General features: G+C 71.6%; 4 protein-coding genes. 1 reads left to right on the forward strand and 3 read right to left on the reverse strand.

Features of this window, described 5'->3' with window-relative positions; all coding sequences use genetic code 11:
* Positions 1-292: 292 nt before the first annotated feature.
* Positions 293-1267 (forward strand): dTDP-glucose 4,6-dehydratase, encoded by a 975-nt coding sequence (gene rfbB / locus AB0B90_RS37760; RefSeq protein ID WP_350950193.1) that lies wholly within the window; start codon positions 293-295, stop codon positions 1265-1267.
* A gap of 181 nt (positions 1268-1448) precedes the next feature.
* On the opposite strand, the gene rfbC is transcribed toward rfbB, so the two are convergent.
* From rfbC to AB0B90_RS37775, 3 genes are all read right to left on the reverse strand, one after another.
* The gene (rfbC, locus tag AB0B90_RS37765; protein ID WP_350950194.1) at positions 1449-2048 is read right to left on the reverse strand and encodes a dTDP-4-dehydrorhamnose 3,5-epimerase; all 600 of its coding nucleotides are present in this window, start codon (positions 2046-2048) and stop codon (positions 1449-1451) included.
* A 272-nt stretch (positions 2049-2320) separates the two neighbouring features.
* Entirely contained in the window at positions 2321-3118 is a 798-nt protein-coding gene (locus AB0B90_RS37770) for a 4'-phosphopantetheinyl transferase superfamily protein (RefSeq protein WP_362926679.1), read from the reverse strand.
* A 201-nt stretch (positions 3119-3319) separates the two neighbouring features.
* On the reverse strand, positions 3320-20366 hold a 17047-nt coding region (locus AB0B90_RS37775), incomplete at its 5' end, for an SDR family NAD(P)-dependent oxidoreductase (protein ID WP_362926681.1).

Raw genomic sequence — 20366 nt, forward strand, 5'->3', positions numbered from 1 at the left:
ACCAAAAAGACTCACATGGCGCATAGGGGGCATCAACCCCCTACCGTCTCCCTTAATCCCCCTATTTCCTCCGGTCGAATTCATCGCCCGTGGGCAGGGCTTCTCACACCGGATCTCACCGCCTACAGTCGGAGCCGCGGCCCCGGAATTCCGCGCCGACGAATCATCTCCAAAAACCATGCGTGCCGAAATTCCGAACATCCGCGCATTCACGGAAGGGCACCGCCCCCGCGACGCCCACAGCCATGAGGGCGGGTCTCCCGTCCAGCGATCACAGCGAGGTGGATCTCCGTTGAGAATTCTCGTCACCGGGGGTGCCGGATTCATCGGTTCCCACTACGTACGCACCCTTCTCGGCACGGACGGCCCGGCGACTGTCACCGTGCTGGACAAACTCACCTACGCGGGCAATCCGGCCAACCTCGACCCGGTCCGCGACAGTGACCGCTTCGCGTTCGTCCAGGGCGACATCTGCGACACCGAACTCGTCGGCGAACTCGTCTCCCGGCACGACCAGGTGGTGCACTTCGCCGCCGAGTCCCACGTGGACCGGTCGATCCTCGGCGCCGGCGAGTTCGTGCGGACCAACGTGGTGGGCACCCAGACCCTCCTGGACGCGGCACTCCGCGGCGGGCCGGCGACCTTCGTGTACGTCTCCACCGACGAGGTCTACGGCTCGATCGAAGAGGGGTCCTGGCCGGAGACCGACCCGCTGAGCCCCAACTCCCCCTACGCGGCCTCCAAGGCGGCCGGCGACCTGCTGTCACTCTCCTACCACCGCACCCACGGCCTGGACGTGCGGGTGACCCGCTGCTCCAACAACTACGGGCCCCACCACTTCCCCGAGAAGGTCATCCCGCTGTTCATCACCAACCTGCTCGACGGACTGAAGGTCCCGCTGTACGGCGACGGCCTCAACGTCCGCGACTGGCTGCACGTCGACGACCACGTCAGGGGCATCGAGCTGGTCCGCACGGCGGGCCGCCCCGGTGAGGTCTACAACATCGGCGGCGGCACCGAGCTGAGCAACAGGGAACTCACCGGCCTCCTCCTGGAGGCCCTGGGCGCGGACGAGAGCAGCATCGCCTACGTGGAGGACCGTAAGGGCCACGACCGCCGCTACTCCGTCGACTGGACCAAGATCGAGCGGGAGCTGGGCTACCGCCCGCGCAAGGACTTCGCGACGGGCCTGGCCGAGACCGTGGCCTGGTACCGCGACAACCGGGCCTGGTGGGAGCCGCTCAAGGCGGGGCTGCGGACCGGCTGACCCGTCCTTCCCGCCCCCGTACGGCGCGGGTCCCCGCACAACGGTCGTACCGGGGCCCCGCACCGCCCTCGGGCCACCGGAGACCGGCCCGGGGATGGTGCGGGGGCCCGGAGACGGCCCGGGGCGGAGGCGCGGAGCGCGGGGGAACGCGCCGACGCCGGGACACGAAGGGCGGCGCCGCTCACGCGCGAAGCTTGGCGTACAGGCCACGGCACTCCTCGTACGTGGGGAGCATGCCCCTTCGCCGGGCCTCGGCGAGGGTCGGGGCCGCCTCGTCCTTCTCCGACAGCAGGGGATCAAGTCCGGCGGGCCACTCGATCCCCAGCTCCGCGTCGAGCGGGTTGATGCCGTGCTCACGGCCGGGCGCGTACCCCTCGGAACAGAGGTAGACCACCGTCGCGTCGTCGGTCAGCGCCATGAAGGCGTGGCCGAGTCCCTCGGAGATGTAGACGGCGCGGTGATCCCGGTCGTCGAGGACCACCGCCTCCCACCTCCCGAAGGTTGGCGATCCGACGCGGATGTCGACGAGTACGTCGAAGACCGCTCCCCTGACGCACTTGACGTACTTGGCCTGGCTGGGCGGGACGTCGGCGAAGTGCACACCGCGCAGCGTCCCCCGGCGCGAGACCGAGTAGTTCGCCTGGGCCAGGGCCAGGCTCTGGCCGGTGGCCTCACGGAAGGGCGCGTCGTGGAACCATTCGTGAAAGCTGCCCCTGCTGTCGGGGAACACCTTCGGTTCGAAGACCCACGCACCGTCGACACCGAGCGGACGCATGCTCATCAGATCTCCTTGAGCGTGGAGGACCCGGGCTGCGTGAGCCCCTTTCCCGCGGAGTCTTCAGGAGCCCCTTCACCCTGGAAACCCCTCATTCACGGAGGCCGACAGGGGTGGCACCCGGTTCGTTCGCCGAGGCCGACCGGGTCGTGCCCGGTTCCCTCACGGAGATCGACAGGGGTGGCACCCTGTCGGATGAGGTCAAAGGACCCGTCGCCGGGTCCGGCGACAGGAGGACACCGGCGTTCGGCGGGACTCCCCCTCCCCCTACTCCGGACTCACGCACCCGGAGAATCGTGAACGTCCCCTTCGTTCCCCTCGCCCGAGCGGCGGACAGCGCCGTCACCGCCCGGCCGCGCGCTCCCCCGCCTCCGCCGGTACCCGTCGGCGTTCCTGGCGGCCGAAGGTGCCGCCACGACCGCGACGGCCGTGATCATGAGCCCTCGGCCCACCAGCCATCGGCCGAAGAACTCCTTCAGCTCGACACCGTCGCTCAGCCTCGGCCCCTCGGCCAGCAACCGGGCGTGGAAGCCGCCCCAGGCCGGATCGAAGGTGATCGACGCCTCCGTGAAGTCGAGGCGCGGTTCCCGCAGCGGCGCGAGGGGGAACCACGCCTTGTAGACGGACTCCTTCGCGCTGAACAGCAGCCGGTCCCACCTCACCGACGGATCGCGCCGCAGGAGATACGTCACACGGCGCAGCTCCTCGCCGACCGTGATCACCTCCAGCACTCCGGAGGGCAGCGGCTTGTTCGGCTCGGCGTCGATGCCCAGGGTCGTGATGTCACCGGACCGCGCGACGGCGGCGGCCCGGTATCCGGCACAGTGGGTGATGCTGCCGACGACACCCGAGGGCCAGACCGGCGCGCCCTTCACCCCGGGCGGTACCGGCACCGGAGGGTAGCCCAGACGCCCCAGGGCATCGCGAGCGCACCAGCGTCCCGTGGTGAACTCGCGGCGGCGCTTCTCCACCGCCCTGCTGATCACGGCCTCCTCCTCGAAGAACAGGGCGCAGGGCCGCGAGTCGTCGAACACCTCCGATGACCTGACCTCTCCCGGCAGTAGATCCTCGATCATGAGGCACGTTCGGAGGTCGGCGGGACCTGCCCGGTCCGGCGAGAGCGTCCGGCACTCGGCCGGACCCCCTCGGCGGGTTTTCCACCCCTCGCGGGGACGGCGTGCGGGCTGCCCGCCGCGAGCCGACCTCGTGTCCTCATGAGGTGGCCGGCTCACGCACGAACCGAAACGGCGACGACAGCGACGACAGCGACGACAGGGTCACGACAGGCCGAGCTCGTTGTCGAGCATGTCGAACATCTCACTGTCCGAGACCGAGTCGAGGTCGAGCTCCGTATCGCCGGGATCACCGGAATCACGCGAGAGCGCCGCCCATTTCGTCTTCAGAACGTCCAGGCGCGCCGCGACCTGCCGGTGCGCCTCGGGGTCGACGGCCATCCCGCTGAACGCCCTCTCCAGCTTCGCGAGTTCGGCGAGGAGCGCCGCGGACCCCGTCTGCTCGGTCAGGCCGAGCCGGTCGAGCAGGTGGTCGACGAGGGCGAGCGAGGTGGGGTGGTCGAACACCAGGCTGACCGGCAGGCGCAGCCCGGTGGCGTCGGTCAACCTGTTTCGCAGCTCGACGGCGGTGAGCGAGTCGAAGCCCAGCTCCTTGAACGCCCGGTCCGGCTCGACGGAGCCGGTTCCGCTGTGCCCGAGTACGGCCGCCACCTGGCCCCGTACGAGATCCAGGAGCACCTCGGCGCGCTCGGCGGCGCCGAGGGCGGTCAGCCCGTGCACCAGGGTGTCCGGCTCCTGGCGCCCGCTCGCGGCCGTCCGGCGTCTTCCGGCGGGCACCAGCCCTCTCAGCAGCGGCGGAACCTCCTCACGCGCCCGCAACGCCGGCAGGTCGAACCTGACCGGCACCAGCACCGGGCGGTCCACACCTCCGGCGGCGTCGAACAGTCGCAGTCCCTGCTCCACCGACAGCGGACGGATGCCCACCCGCGCCATCCGCCGCCGGTCGGTGTCGGCGAGGGCGCCGGTCATTCCGCCGGTCGCCCCGGCGTCCCGCACCCAGGGACCCCAGGCCAGCGACAACGCGGCGAGCCCGGCGGCCCGGCGGTGGTGGGCCAGTCCGTCGAGGAAGGCGTTGGCCGCAGCGTAGTTGCCCTGCCCCGCACCGCCGGCCACGCCGGCCATCGACGAGAAGAGCACGAACGCGGCGAGTTCCACCCCCTGGGTGAGCTCGTGCAGATGCCAGGCGGCACCCGCCTTGGGCCACAGCGCGGTGTCCATCCGCTCGGGGCGCAGGGAGGGAATCGTCGCGTCGTCCAGCACCCCCGCCGCGTGGACGACCGCCGTCAGCGGATGATCGGCGGGTACGCCTGCCAGCAGGTCCGCGAGCGCGCCCCGGTCGGAGACGTCACACGCGGCGACGACGACCTCGGCGCCGCGGGCGGCCAGCTCGGCCCGCAACTCGGGGGCGCCGGGCGCCTCCAGACCTCGGCGGCCGGCCAGCAGCAGCCGCCGCACTCCGTGCTCGCCCACCAGGTGCCGCGCCACCTCGGCGCCGAGGCCACCCGTGCCACCGGTGATCAAAACCGTGCCCTCGGGATCCCACCGCCGTACGCCGTCCCCGTCCATGGCGGCCGGCACCAGGCGCGCCGCTCTCAGCCCCCCGTCACGCACCGCGACCTGCGGCTCGCCACAGGCCAGGACGGCCCGCAGCAGCGCCGTCGAAGGCGCCCGCGGTTCGTCGAGATCGACGAGCACGAACCGGCCCGGATTCTCCGCCTGCGCGGCGCGGACCAGTCCCCACACGGCGGCACCCGGCAGGTCGGTCACCCGGTCGTCCTCGTGGACGGCGACCGCGCCACACGTCATCACGACGAGGGTGCTGTCACCGAGCCGCTCCTCCGCGAGCCAGCGCTGCAGAAGGCCGAGCACGCGAGCGGTGGACCCGCGGGTCGCGGTGATGACGTCAGTGGGGTCGGCGGGGTCGGTGGGCTCGGCGGCGAGGAACACGGCCGCGGCACGCGGCGGGGCACCCGGCGTGACGAGATCCCCGGGATCCGCCGTCACGTCCAGCGACACCACCTCCGCCTCCGCTTCCCGAGCGTCGGCCGGCGTCTGGGGCAGAGGCGTCCACTCCAGCCGGAACAGCCCGTCCCCCGATGTCCGGCGTCCGCCGGCGACCAGGCCGCCGGGCGACGCCGGACGCGACACCAGCGACTCGGCGGTGAGCACGGGCGCTCCCGCCGTGTCCACCGCGCTCACCGACACCGTGTCCTCGCCGGTTCTGGTCACGCGCACGCGCAGCGTCGTCGCGCCGGCCGCGTGCAGGTGCACGCCGCCCCACGCGAACGGCAGGCGCCCCGCCTCCGGCTCGGCGGACTCCAGGAACGGCACCGCGTGCAGGGCGGCGTCCAGCAGCGCCGGGTGCACGCCGTACGAGCCGGCGTCGCCGGCCTGCTCGGGCAGGGCGATCTCCGCGAACACCTCGTCGTCACGCCGCCAGGCCGCGCGCAACCCCCGGAAGAGCGGGCCGTAGACGAACCCGCCCTCGGCGAACCGCTCGTAGAGGCCGTCCAGTTCGACGGCGGACGCTCCCCTCGGTGGCCACACCTCGGTGTCGAAGACCTCGGCCAGGGCCGCGCCCTCGCGTCCGCCGCCGGAGAGCACACCGGTCGCGTACCGTGTCCACGTCTCGTCGTCGGCGGCGCCCGCGGGCCGCGCGTAGACGCCGAGCTCACGGTGGTCCGACGCGTCGGGCGCGCCCACAGACACCTGCAGGTCCATCGCCTCCCCCTCGCCGAACACGAGCGGGGCGGCCATGGTGAGTTCCTCCACCCGGTCGCAGCCGACCTGGTCCCCGGCCCGGACGGCGAGTTCCAGCAGTGCCGCGCCGGGCAGGATCACCATCCCGCCGACGGCGTGGTCGGCGAGCCACGGGTGTGATCGCGGTGAGAGGCGGCCGGTGAGCACGACCCCCTCCGACCCGGCGAGCCGCACCGCGGCCCCCAGCAGCGGGTGCGCCGCCGCCGCGAGCCCGAGATCCCTGACGTCCCCGACCCGCCGCCCACTCGGCCAGAACCACTGATGCCTGAAGGCGTACGTCGGCAGGTCGACCCGGCGGGCGTCGCCGAACGCGGCCCCGAACACGGCCGGCCAGTCCACCGCGAGCCCATGCGTGTGCAACGTCGCCACCGCGGTCATGATCGCGTCCTGCTCGCCGCGGTCACCGCGCAGCGCCGGTACCAGCACCGCGGCCTCGTCCTGGACGGTGTCCTCGGCCATCGCGGTCAGCACCCCGTCGGGTCCCAGTTCGAGGTACGCGCCGACCCCGCGCCGCCGCAGCGTCTCCACGCCGTCGGCGAACCTGACCTCGCGCCGCACCTGCTCCACCCAGTGGTCCGGTGAGCACAGCTCCTCCGCCGACGCGAGCTCGCCCGTCACGGTCGAGACCACCGGGATCCGCGGTGCCGCGAAGTCCAGGCCCTCGGCCACCCCGCGGAACTCCGCCAGCATCGGCTCCATCAGCGGCGAGTGGAACGCGTGGCTCACCCTCAGCCGCCTCGTCCTGCGTCCCCTCGCCTCCAGCAGGTCGGAGATCCGGACGACCGCGTCCTCGGCACCGGCGATCACCACCGAGGCGGGACCGTTCACCGCGGCGACGGAGACCTCGTCCTCGCATCCGGCGAGAAGCGGCAGCACCTCACGCTCAGAAGCCTGTACGGCGATCATCGCGCCGCCCTCAGGCAGCGCCTGCATCAGCCGGGCACGTGCCGCCACCAGCCGGCACGCGTCCGCAGGCGAGAGCACGCCCGCCACGTGCGCGGCCGCGATCTCCCCGATCGAGTGCCCCACCAGGAAGTCCGGCTTGACGCCCCAGGACTCCACCAGCCGGAACAGCGCCACCTCCAGGGCGAACAGCGCGGGCTGGGTGTATCCGGTCCGGTTCAGCGACTCGGTGTCGCCGCCGAACATCACCTCGCGCAGCGGGCGGTCCAGCTCGGGGTCCAGGTGTGCGAGCAAGGCGTCGAGGGCGTCGGCGAACACCGGGAACCGCTCGTACAGCTCCCTGCCCATTCCGGCCCGCTGGGCGCCCTGTCCGGTGAACAGCAGCGCGAGCCTGCCCGGCCGCACGCCACGTCCCCTCACCGTTCCCGGTGCCGGGCGCCCGTCGGCCACCGCCGCCAGGCCCGCGAGCAACCCGTCCCGGTCGCCGGCCAGCACCACCGCCCGGTGCTCGAACGCGGAACGGCCCGTCGCCAGCGAGAAGCCGATGTCCACACAGGAGACGTCCGGATCGTCCTGGACCCGCGACAGCAGGCGTGCCGCCTGCGCCCGCAGCGCGTCATCCGTCTTCCCCGACACCGGCACCGGCACCGGCACGACGTCCGGCGCCTGGCCGGTCGGGACGCCTGACGACGATCCGTTCAGTGATACGTCCGACGCCCCGTTCTGCGGTCCGTTCTGCGGTCCGTTCTGCGACCTGCCCGGTGAGCCGTTCGGCGAGCGACGTCCGGCCGTCGCGTCCGCGGACGGCGGCGCCTCCTCCAGGATGACGTGCGCGTTGGTCCCGCTGATGCCGAACGACGACACCCCGGCCCGGCGCGGCCATCCGCCCCCCGGCCACGGGCGGTGCTCGGTCAGCAGTTCCACCGCCCCCTGCTCCCAGTCCACGTGCGACGAGGGCGCGTCCACGTGCAGCGTGCCCGGCAGCACTTCGTGGCGCATCGCCATCACCATTTTGATCACACCGGCGACGCCCGCCGCCGCCTGGGTGTGCCCGATGTTCGACTTGATCGAGCCCAGCAGCAGCGGCCGGTCCGCCGGCCGGTCCTGCCCGTAGGTGGCGAGCAACGCCTGCGCCTCGATCGGGTCGCCCAGGCTCGTCCCCGTTCCGTGGCCCTCCACCACGTCCACGTCCACCGTGGCCAGTCCGGCGCCGGCCAGTGCCTGGCGGATCACCCGCTGCTGTGAGGGGCCGTTCGGCGCGGTCAGCCCGTTGGAGGCGCCGTCCTGGTTCACCGCGGAACCGCGGACGACGGCCAGCACCTGGTGGCCGTTGCGCCGCGCGTCGGACAGGCGCTCCAGCACCAGCGTCCCGACGCCCTCGGACCAGCCGACACCGTCGGCGGCCTCGGAGAAGGACTTGCACCGCCCGTCGGCGGCGAGCCCGTCCTGGGCGCTGAAGTCGATGAACGCCCCAGGAGTCGCCATCACCGTCACACCACCGACCAGTGCGAGCGAGCACTCACCGCCGCGCAGCGCCTGCGCCGCCAGGTGCAACGCCACCAGCGAGGAGGAGCACGCGGTGTCCACCGTCATCGCCGGCCCCTCCAGACCGAGGATGTAGGACAGCCGCCCGGACAGCACGCTGCCGGCCGTACCGGTGCCCATGAAGCTCACCACGTCCGGCGGGAACTCCGCGCTCGTCGCGTAGTCGTGGTACATCACCCCGGCGAACACACCCGTGTGACTGCCGCGCAGCGAGAGCGGGTCGATCCCGGCCCGCTCGACCGCCTCCCAGGCCACCTCAAGAAGGAGCCGCTGCTGCGGGTCCATCGCGAGCGCCTCACGGGGCGAGATCCCGAAGAAACCGGGGTCGAACTCCCCCGCGTCGTGCAGGAAGCCGCCCTCGCGGACGTAGCTGGTGCCCCGGCGTTCGCGGCCGGGGTCGTACAGCGACTCCAGATCCCAGCCACGAGAGGTCGGGAACGCCGAGATCGCGTCCCCACCCTCCTCGACCAGCCGCCACAGTTCCTCGGGAGAGGTCACCCCACCCGGGTAGCGGCACGCCATCGACACGATCACCACGGGGTCGTCGCCGACCGGTGTGACCGGTCGCGCGACCACGCGCCCGCTCACCGGGGCGCCGAGGTCACCCGGCAGTTCCGCCAGGAGGTACTCCGTCAGCGCCGTGACGTTCGGGTAGTCGAACACGAGCGTCGCCGGCAGCCTCAGCCCGGTGTCGGCGGCCAGCCTGTTGCGCACCTCGACGGCCGTCAGCGAGTCGAAGCCCATGCTCTGGAAACTGCCCAGCGGCTCGATCGAGTCGCCGTCCGCGTGGCCCAGCGCCCGCGCCACCTGGCCCCGCACCAGCTCCAGCAGGACAGCCATCCGCTCGCCCTCCCCGAGCGGCGCGAGGCGTTCGACGAGCGTGGCCGCCACCTCGGTCGTGGCCTGCCTGCGGGCCTGCGCCCTGACCAGCCCTCGCAGCGGGAACGGGACGTCCCCGCCGGTGCGGAACGCCGACAGATCCAGACGTACGGGCAACAGGGCCGGCTCTTCGCCCGTGACCGTCACGTCGAACAGCGCCAGCCCCTGCTCAGGGGAGAGCGGGAGCGTCCCGCGCCTGGCGAGCCTGCCCATCTCGGCCTCGCTCAGGGCGCCGGTCATGCCACTCGCCTGGTCCCACGGCCCCCAGCCCAGCGAGACCGCCGGTAGCCCTTCGGCCCGGCGGTGCCGGGCGAGCGCGTCCAGGAAGGCGTTCGCCGCCGCGTAGTTGGCCTGCCCCGCCGTCCCGAACGTCCCGGCCACCGACGAGAACAGGACGAAGCCCGCCAGATTCTCGTCCCTGGTCAGCTCGTGGAGATGCCAGGCCGCGTCCACCTTGGGGCGGAACACCTTCTCCAGGCTCCGCGACGTCAGCGTGCCGATCACGCCGTCGTCCAGCACGCCCGCGGCGTGCACCACCGCGGTCAGCGGGTGTTCGGCGGGTATCCCGGCCAGCAGGGCGGCGACGGCATCACGGTCCGCCAGGTCGCATGCCACGACGTTCGTCCGGGCGCCGAGTCCGGCGAGCTCCGCCACCAGTTCCTCGACGCCCTCCGCCCGGTCACCGCGACGGCTCGCCAGCGTCAGGTGGCCGACGCCGTGCTCGGTCACCAGGTGGCGGGCCAGCATGCCACCCAGGCCGCCGGTGCCGCCGGTGATCAGCACCGTGCCCTCCGGATCCCAGGTCATACCGGCCGGGTCGGCGGGCGGGAAGACGCGGGCAAGCCGACCGGCCAGCACGGCACCGTCCCTGATCACCAGTTGCGGCTCGGCGGCGGCCAGGGCCGACGGCAGTGCCGCGATCGACGTCGCCGGCACTCCCCTCGGGTCGTGGGCGTCGCCGAGCCGGAGGTCGAGGTCGATCAGCGCGAACCGGCCCGGATGCTCGGCCTCGGCGGCACGCACGAGCCCCCACACCGTCGCCGCCGCCACGTCGTCGCCGTCCACCGCGCCCCGGGTGAGGAACACCAACCGCGAATCGGCGAACCGCTCGTCCGCGAGCCAGGAACGCACCAGCTCCAGCACGGACGACGCCAGGTCGTGAGCGGCCGTCGGCACCTCGTCACCCTGGCCCGCCTCCACCGGGACCAGCACCGTACGCGGCACGGAAGCGTCACCGTCGTACGCCTCTACCAGCGACCGCAGATCGGCACCGACCCCGACGGGACCACCCACCGAGGCGGCGAGTGCCTCGGTGAGCCCCCAGCCGTCCGTGCCCACCACCGCCAGGGTGCCCGGCGAGACCGCGGACACCGGCGACGCCGGGGCTGCCTGCGGAACCCAGTCCAGCCTGAACAGGGAGTCCCTTCCGATCGCTCGCGGACCGGCGGCCTGTCCTTCGGAAAGGAGACGCAGGGACAGCGATCTGATCGAGGCCACCGGACCGTCCACGCCGGCGATCGCGATCGACATCGCGTCGGGTCCGGCCCAGGACATCCGCACCCGGACCGTCGACGCCCCCGCCGCGTGCAGGGACACGCCCTCCCACGCGAAGGGCACCTTACGCCGGGCCTCCTCGCTCAGGTCGAGGAGCAGGCACATGTGCAGCACCGCGTCCAGCAGCGCCGGATGCACGCCGAACGCCCCCGCCTCGGCCACGTCCTGCTCGGGCAGGCTGACTTCGGCGTACATGTCCGAGTCGCCGCGCCAGGCCGCGGTGAGGCCGCGGAAAGCCGGTCCGTAGTCGAAGCCGTCCGCGGCCCGTCCCTCGTAGAAGCCCGCCAACGAGACCGGCGTCGTACCGGCCGGCGGCCACACGGTCGTGTCGAACGCCGGTGCGGTGTCGGGGACGGTGAGAGACTCGTCGACCGCGAGAAGCCCGTTCGCGTGCCGTGTCCAGGGACGCTCCTCCTCGCCTTCCGGCCGCGCGTACACGCTCAACGGCCGCTGTCCCCTCTCGTCGGGTCCGCCCAGCCGTACCTGTACCCGGACGCCGCCCTGTTCGGGCAGGGTCAACGGCGCGGCCAGGGTCAGCTCGTCCACCCGGGCGCAGCCGACCTCGTCACCCGCCCGGATCGCCAGTTCCAGGAACGCCGTCGCAGGCACCACCACCCGGCCCGACACCACGTGATCGGCCAGCCACGGCTGGGAGCGCACCGACAACCGGCCGGTGAGGAGCACCTCGTCGCCACCCGCCAGCTCGACGGCGGCTCCCAGCAGGGGGTGATCCGGCGCTCCGAGCCCGGCCTCGGTCACATCGCCGACGCGGCCGCGCGAGGGTCCCGGCCAGAAACGTCGGCGCTGGAAGGCGTAGGTGGGCAACTCCACCCGACGGGCGCCGGGGAACGCCGCCCGCCAGTCCACCGGCACCCCGCGTACGTGCAGGGCGGCGAGCGCCATCATGATCGATTTTTGCTCGTCCTGGCCCCTGCGCAGGGCCGGTACCAGCACATCCGGATCGGCCGCCGACCTCGCCTCGGCGTCGCGCGCCGGATCCGCGAGCACGTCGGCACCGGTCTCGGCCGCCACGGTGACGGTCTCGTCGGCCATCGCGGTGAGCACGCCGTCGGGGCCGAGTTCCAGGTAGGCGCGTACGCCCTGTGCTTGCAGGGTGCGCACGGCGTCGGAGAAGCGGACCGCGCCGCGGACCTGCTCCACCCAGTAGTCCGGCGAACACAGTCGCTCGGCCGTCGCCTGCTCCCCGGTGAGCGTGGACACGATCGGGATCTCCGGCGGGCTGAAGGAGAGCGACCCGGCCACCGCGCGGAACTCCTCCAGCATCGGATCCATCAACGGCGAATGGAACGCGTGCGACACCCGCAACCGCTTCGTCCGCACCCCCCGCTCCTCCAGGGCCGCGGCCACCTCCAGCACGGCCTCCTCGGTACCGGAGATCACCACCGACGCGGGACCGTTCACCGCCGCGACCGACACCTCCTTCTCCCGCCCGGCCAGCAGCTCGACGACCACCTCTTCGGAGGCCCGCACCGACACCATCGCCCCACCGGCAGGCAGCGCCTGCATCAACCGCGCCCGACCCGCCACCAACACACACGCGTCCTGCAAGGACAGCACACCGGCCACATGCGCCGCTGTGATCTCCCCGATCGAGTGCCCGGCCAGCACGTTCGGCCGCACCCCCCACGAGGACACCAGCCGGAACAACGCCGTCTCCACCGCGAACAACGCCGGCTGCGCCCACCCGGTCCGATCCAGCAATTCAGCCTCAGCCGACCCCGGCTCGGCGAACACCACCTCACGCAACGACCGGCCACCCAACCCTCCGGCCGATCCCCGCTCCACCCCCTCAAGCAACGGATCCAGCTCCGCGATCACCTCGTCCAACGCGGTCGCGAACACCGGGAAACGGTCGTACAACTCCCGGCCCATCCCGGCCCGCTGCGACCCCTGACCGGTGAACAGGAACGCCAGCTGCGGCTCACCCACGGCCACCCCGCGCACCACACCCGCACCCGGCAGATCCCCGGCCAGCGCACCCAGCCCGGCCAGCACACCCTCACGATCACCGACCACCACCGCCCGATGCTCGAACGCCGACCGCGTCGCCACCAGCGAGAACGCCGCATCACCCAGCACCAACCCCGGATCGGCACCCACATACGACGCCAACCGCCCGGCCTGTGCCCGCAACGCCTCCGCCGTACGACCCGACACCACCACCGGAACCACCGGCGATCCCACCGCGACATCCGCCGTCTCGGCATCCGGCGTCCGGTCCCGTACGGGCTCTTCGGCCGTGCCCCGCTCGTCCGCCGGCTCCTGTTCGAGGAGCACGTGCGCGTTGGTGCCGCTGATCCCGAACGACGACACCGCAGCCCGACGCGGACGGTCGGTCTCCGGCCACTCCGTCGGCTCGGTCAGCAGCTCGACCGCGCCCTCGCTCCAGTCCACATGCGAGGACGGCGCGTCCACGTGCAGCGTCCTGGGCAGTGTCCCGTGCCGCATCGCCATGACCATCTTGATCACACCCGCCACACCGGCAGCCGCCTGGGTGTGACCGATGTTCGACTTGATCGACCCCAGCAGCAGCGGCCGGTCCTCCGGCCGATCCTGACCGTACGTCGCCAGCAGCGCCTGCGCCTCGATCGGGTCACCCAGCGTCGTCCCGGTGCCGTGCGCCTCCACCGCATCCACCTCGGACGCCGACAGCCCCGCACTCGCCAGCGCCTGACGAATCACCCGCTGCTGAGACGGACCGTTCGGCGCCGTCAACCCGTTCGACGCACCATCCTGATTCACCGCAGATCCGCGAACGACCGCGAGCACCTCGTGGCCGTTGCGCCGAGCATCCGACAACCGCTCCAACACCAGGATGCCCACGCCCTCGGCCCAGCCCACCCCATCGGCCGACTCCGCGAACGACCGACACCGCCCATCCACCGACAAACCCCGCTGCCGAGCGAACCCGATGAACGTGTTCGGTGTGGCCATCACCGTCACGCCCCCGGCCAGCGCCAGTGAACACTCACCACCGCGCAGCGCCTGCGCGGCCAGGTGCAGCGCCACCAGCGACGACGAGCAGGCGGTGTCCACGGTCACCGCCGGACCCTCCAGGCCCAGCGTGTACGACACCCGACCCGACGCCACACTCGGCGCCGTCCCCGTACTTTCGTAACCCTCGACGGCATCACGCTGAGCGATGCCCTCATCGGTCTGGTGCACCCGACCGGCCGCGTTACCCAACGCCAGACCGTAATCGTTGTACATCAAACCGGTGAAGACCCCGGTCCGGCTCCCCCGCAACGCCCCCGGCTCGATGCCCGCCCGCTCGACCGCCTCCCACGACGTCTCCAGCAACAACCGCTGCTGCGGGTCCATCGCGAGAGCCTCACGCGGCGAGATTCCGAAGAGACCGGCATCGAACTCATCCGCGTCATGCAAAAACCCACCATGACGCGTGTACGACGTCCCCACCCGACCAGGATCCGGATCATAGATCCCCTCCAGATCCCACCCCCGATTCGTCGGGAACCCGGTGATCGCGTCGGTCTCCTCCACCACCAGACGCCACAAATCCTCCGGAGAAGACACCCCACCCGGATAACGACACGCCATCCCCACGATCACCACCGGATCGTCGGCCACCGACCGCACCACCGGCGAGAGCACACCCACCTCGGCCCGCTCGCCGAGCAACTCACCCAGCAGGAACTCCGCCAACCCAACCGGAGTCGGATAGTCGAACACCAGCGTCGCCGACAGCCTGATCCCTGTAACCGCGTTCAACCGATTGCGCAGCTCCACCGCGGTCAGGCTGTCGAAGCCCAACTCCCGAAACTCTCGCTTGACATCCACCGTCTCCGGCGAGGCATGCCCCAGGACCATCGCCACCTGCGCCCGCACCGTGTCCACCAGCAACCGCACCCGCTCGGCCTCACCCAACCCGGCCAGTCGTCCCACCAGCGCGCCGTCACCGGTCACGACCGACGACACCGCCGATCTGCGCGAGCCGCGCACCAGTCCGCGCAGCAGGTGCGGCACCTCACCACCGGCCCGCACCGCCGCCAGATCCAACCGCACCGGCACCACAGCCGGCCCACCGGAACCAATCGCCGCCTCGAACAACACCACACCCTGCTGCGGCGTGATCGCCGACATCCCCGCACGCGTCAACCGACGCGCCTGAACCTCGTCCAACCCACCCGTCATCCCCGCGTCCTGCTCCCACGGACCCCACCCCAACGACACCCCGGCCAGCCCCAGCCCGCGCCGATACTCCGCCAACGCGTCCAGGAACGCGTTCGCCGCCGCGTAGTTACCCTGCCCCGCCCCACCGAACGTCCCCGCCACCGACGAGAACACGATGAAATCGGCCAGATCCTGACCTTGGGTCAGCTCGTGCAGATGCCACGCCGCATCCACCTTCGGCCGCAACACCACATCCAACCGCTCCGCCGACAACGACGGGATCGTCCCGTCATCCAGCACACCCGCAGTGTGAATCACCGCCGTCAACGGATGCGCGGCGTCGATCCCCGCCAGCAGCGCCGCCACCTGATCCCGATCGGCCACATCGCACGCCGCGACCGTGACCTCGACCCCATGCGCGATCAACTCCGCCCGCAACTCCACCGCACCCGGAGCATCCAACCCCCGCCGACTCACCAGCAGCAGACGCCGCACCCCACGCTCGGCCACCACATGCCGCGCGAACAACGCCCCCAGACCACCCATACCACCAGTGATCAACACCGTCCCCTCCGGATCCCAGACCCGATCCTCACTCAAACCGGAGACGAAACCGGAGCCGAGATCAACACCACGCTCGGAGACAGGCGTCACCCGCGCCAGACGCGGCACCCGCACCTCACCCCCACGCACCGCCACCTGCGGCTCACCCGAGGCCAACACCCCCGCCAACACCGACGACGACAACTCCTCATCGATATCCACCAGCACAAACCGGCCAGGATTCTCCACCTGCGCAGAACGCACCAACCCCCACACCGCCGCAGCCCCCAAATCCGCCACCACCTCACCCTCCCCAACCGCCACCGCACCCCGCGACACCACCACCAACCGCGAACCCCCACACCGCTCATCGGCCAACCACCCCTGCACCAACCCCAGAACACCAACCGCCAAAGCACGCACCGCCCCCACCACATCCCCATCCCCATCCGACCCCACCACGACGGTCACCACCTCCGGCACCACCTCCAGCGCCGCCAACTCCGCCACCGATGCCAGGTCCAGGGTCGGTTCAACCTGGTCAGGCCCGGTACCGGCCGCCGACACCTCAGACGACACCGTCCAGGTCAGCTGGAACAGCGAATCCCGGTGCGGGGCACTACCGGCGGTCGGCTGGTCGCCCGCGATCGGGCGCAGCGTCAGTGAGCGCACCGACAGCACCGGTTCCCCTGCCGCGTCCACCGCGATCAGCGACACCGCATCGCCATCCACCAGGGCCAGACGAACCCGCAGCACCGACGCCCCACCCGCGTGCAGACACACCCCACCCCACGAGAACGGCAACCGCACACCCTCAAAACCATCCAGATCAGCGAAAGCCACCACATGCAACGCCGCATCCAGCAACGCCGGATGCAAGCCGAAACCACCCGCATCGACGACCTGCTCGGGCAGGCCGACCTCGGCGAACACCACACCGTCCGCGTCCCGCCAAGCTCCCCGCACCCCCTGGAACACCGGCCCATACCCCAGCCCACCCTCGGCCAGCCGCTCGTACAACCCACCCAACTCGACCACCGACGCACCCCTCGGCGGCCACACCTCGACATCGAACCGCTCCCCGGCCTGGCCGTCGGACGCCAGCACACCGATCGCGTGCCGTACCCAGGCGTCGTGTTCACCGGCCCCCGCAGGCCGAGCATGAACACTCACCTCACGCCGACCCACCCCATCCGCAGCCCCCACCCGCACCTGCACCGCCACCGCATCGTCCTCACCCAGCACCAACGGCGCGGTCAAGGTCAACTCCTCGACCAGGTCACACCCGACCTCATCACCCGCCCGCACCACCAACTCCAAAAACCCCGTACCCGGAAAAATCACCATCCCGCCCACCACATGATCCGCCAACCACGGATGCGACCCCAACGAGACACGACCCGTCAACAACGCCTCATCACTGTCGGCCAACCCCATGACCGCACCCAGCAGCGGGTGTCCCGCCACGACCTGTCCGAGACCTTCGGCGTCTCCGGCCCGTCTGCCACTCGGCCAGTACCACTGACGCTGGAAGGCGTACGTCGGCAACTCCACCTTGCGAGCACCGGCGAACAAGGTCGGCCAGCTGACCGGCACCCCGCGTACGTGCAGTCCGGCCAGCGCCGTCACGATCGTCGCCTGCTCGTCCTGGCCCCCGCGCAGCGCCGACACCAATACCGGGTCGGAGTCCGAATATCCGTCCATGGTGACGCGACGAGCATCCGGCTCCTCGGCGACCGCCTGAGAGCGGACCGTCTCCACCGCGTCGGCGAGCACGGTGAGGGTGTCGGACGCCATCGCGGTGAGCACCCCGTCGGGGCCCAGCTCCAGATACGCCCGCACCCCCTGGCCGTGCAGAGTGCGCACGCCGTCGGCGAAGCGGACCGCGCCGCGGACCTGCTCCACCCAGTACTCCGGTGAGCACAGCTGCTCGTCGGTGGCGAGCTCCCCGGTCAGCGTCGAGACCACCGGGATCCGCGGCGGGTCGTAGGACAGCGTCGCCGCCACCGCCCGGAACTCCTCCAGCATCGGGTCCATCAACGGCGAATGGAACGCGTGCGACACCCGCAACCGCTTCGTCCGCACCCCCCGCTCCTCCAGGGCCGCGGCCACCTCCAGCACGGCCTCCTCGGTACCGGAGATCACCACCGACGCGGGACCGTTCACCGCCGCGACCGACACCTCCTTCTCCCGCCCGGCCAGCAGCTCGACGACCACCTCTTCGGAGGCCCGCACCGACACCATCGCCCCACCGGAGGAAAGCGCCTGCATCAACCGCGCCCGCGCCGCCACCAACGCACACGCGTCCTGCAACGACAGCACACCGGCCACATGAGCAGCGGCGATCTCCCCGACCGAATGCCCGGCCAGCACATCCGGCGCCACTCCCCAGGACTCCACCAGCCGGAACAACGCCGTCTCCACCGCGAACAGCGCCGGCTGCGCCCACCCGGTCCGATCCAGCAACTTCGCCGCCGCAGATCCCGGCTCGGCGAACAGCACCTCACGCAGAGACCCCTCAAGCAGCGGATCCAGCTCCGCGACCACCGCGTCCAACGCCGCCGCGAACACCGGGAACCGCTCATACAACTCCCGGCCCATCCCGGCCCGCTGACTGCCCTGACCGGTAAACAACACCGCAAGTTCCGGCTGCGCCCCGGCCACCCCGCGCACCACACCCGCACCCGGCAGACCCTCGGCCAACGCCCCCAGCCCGGCCAGCACACCCTCACGACCATCGGCCAGCACCACCGCCCGATGCTCGAACGCCGACCGCGTCGTCGCCAGCGAGAACGCCACATCGGCCAACCCGAGACCGGGCTCACCCTCCAGGAACGACACGAGCTGCCCGGCCTGCGCCCGCAACGCCCCCGCCGTACGACCCGACACCACCACCGGAACCGTCTCGGCACCCGGCACCTGACCCGCTGTGCGAGCTTCGGCGGTTTCCGGGAGCCCCGGCCCCTGCTCGACGATCACGTGCGCGTTGGTGCCACTGATCCCGAACGACGACACCGCAGCCCGACGCGAGCGGTCGGTCTCCGGCCACTCCGTCGGCTCGGTCAGCAGCTCCACCGCACCCGAGGACCAGTCCACATGCGACGAGGGCGCGTCCACGTGCAGCGTCCTGGGCAGTGTCCCGTGCCGCATCGCCATGACCATCTTGATCACACCCGCCACACCGGCAGCCGCCTGGGTGTGACCGATGTTCGACTTGATCGACCCCAGCAGCAGCGGCCGGTCCTCCGGCCGATCCTGGCCGTACGTCGCCAGCAACGCCTGCGCCTCGATCGGGTCACCCAACGTCGTCCCGGTGCCGTGCGCCTCCACCACGTCCACCTCGGACGCCGACAACCCCGCACTCGCCAGCGCCTGACGAATCACCCGCTGCTGAGACGGACCGTTCGGCGCCGTCAACCCGTTCGACGCACCATCCTGATTCACCGCAGAGCCGCGCACCACCGCGAGCACCTCGTGGCCGTTGCGCCGAGCATCCGACAACCGCTCCAACACCAGCATGCCCACACCCTCGGCCCAGCCCGCACCGTCGGCGCTGTCGGAGAACGCCTTGCACCGTCCGTCGGCGGCCAGCCCGCCCTGGGCGCTGAAATCGATGAACGAGGTCGGCGTGGCCATCACCGTCACGCCACCGGCCAGCGCCAGTGAACACTCACCACCGCGCAGCGCCTGCGCGGCCAGGTGCAGCGCCACCAGCGAGGAGGAGCACGCGGTGTCCACGGTCACCGCCGGCCCTTCCAGGCCGAGTGTGTAGGACAGGCGGCCGGTCGCGACACTACCGGCGCTACCCGTACCGGAGAAGCTCATCGCCTCCGGTGGCAGCTCAACACCGGTCGCGTAGTCGTGGTACATGACCCCGGCGAACACGCCGGTACGGCTGCCACGCAGCGAGAGCGGGTCGATCCCGGAGCGCTCGACCGCCTCCCACGACGTCTCCAGCAACAACCGCTGCTGCGGGTCCATCGCCAGCGCCTCACGCGGCGAGATCCCGAAGAACCCGGGATCGAACTCCCCGGCCTCGTGCAGGAACCCCCCCTCACGCACGTAACTGGTCCCGCGACTCTCCCGATCCGGGTTGTACAACGTCCCGAGATCCCAGCCGCGTGACGTCGGGAACCCGGTGATCGCGTCGGTCTCCTCGACCACCAGACGCCACAAATCCTCCGGAGAAGACACCCCACCCGGATAACGACACGCCATCCCCACGATCACCACCGGATCGTCGGCCACCGACCGCACCACCGGCGATAGCACGTCCTCATCGGCCCGCTCGCCGAGCAACTCACCCAGCAGGAAGTCCGCCAGCCCAACCGGAGTCGGGTAGTCGAAGACCAAGGTGGCCGGCAATCGCAGCCCGGTCGCCGCGTTCAACCGATTGCGCAACTCCACCGCGGTCAGGCTGTCGAAGCCCAGCTCAATGAACTCCCGCCGGACGTCCACCGCCTCCGGCGAGGCATGCCCCAGGACCGTCGCCACCTGCGCCCGCACCGTGTCCACCATCAACCGCACCCGCTCGGCCTCACCCAACCCGGCCAGCCGTCCCACCAGCGCACCGTCACCGGTCACGACCGACGACACCGCCGATCTGCGCGAGCCGCGCACCAGCCCGCGCAGCAGGTGCGGCACCTCACCACCGGCCCGCACCGCCGCCAGATCCAACCGCGCGATCACCAGCGCCGGACGATCCGTCGCACGCACCGCGTCGAAGGACGCCAGTCCCTGCTCGGGCGAGAACGGCGCCATCCCGGAACGCGCCATCCGCCGCAGATCCACCTCGTCCAACCCGCCCGTCATCCCCGCGTCCTGCTCCCACGGACCCCACCCCAACGACACCCCCGCCAGCCCCAGCCCGCGCCGATACTCCGCCAACGCGTCCAAGAAAGCGTTCGCCGCCGCG

This window comes from Streptosporangium sp. NPDC049078, from assembly GCF_040648855.1.
In the GTDB taxonomy this organism is placed as follows: Bacteria; Actinomycetota; Actinomycetes; order Streptosporangiales; family Streptosporangiaceae; genus Streptosporangium.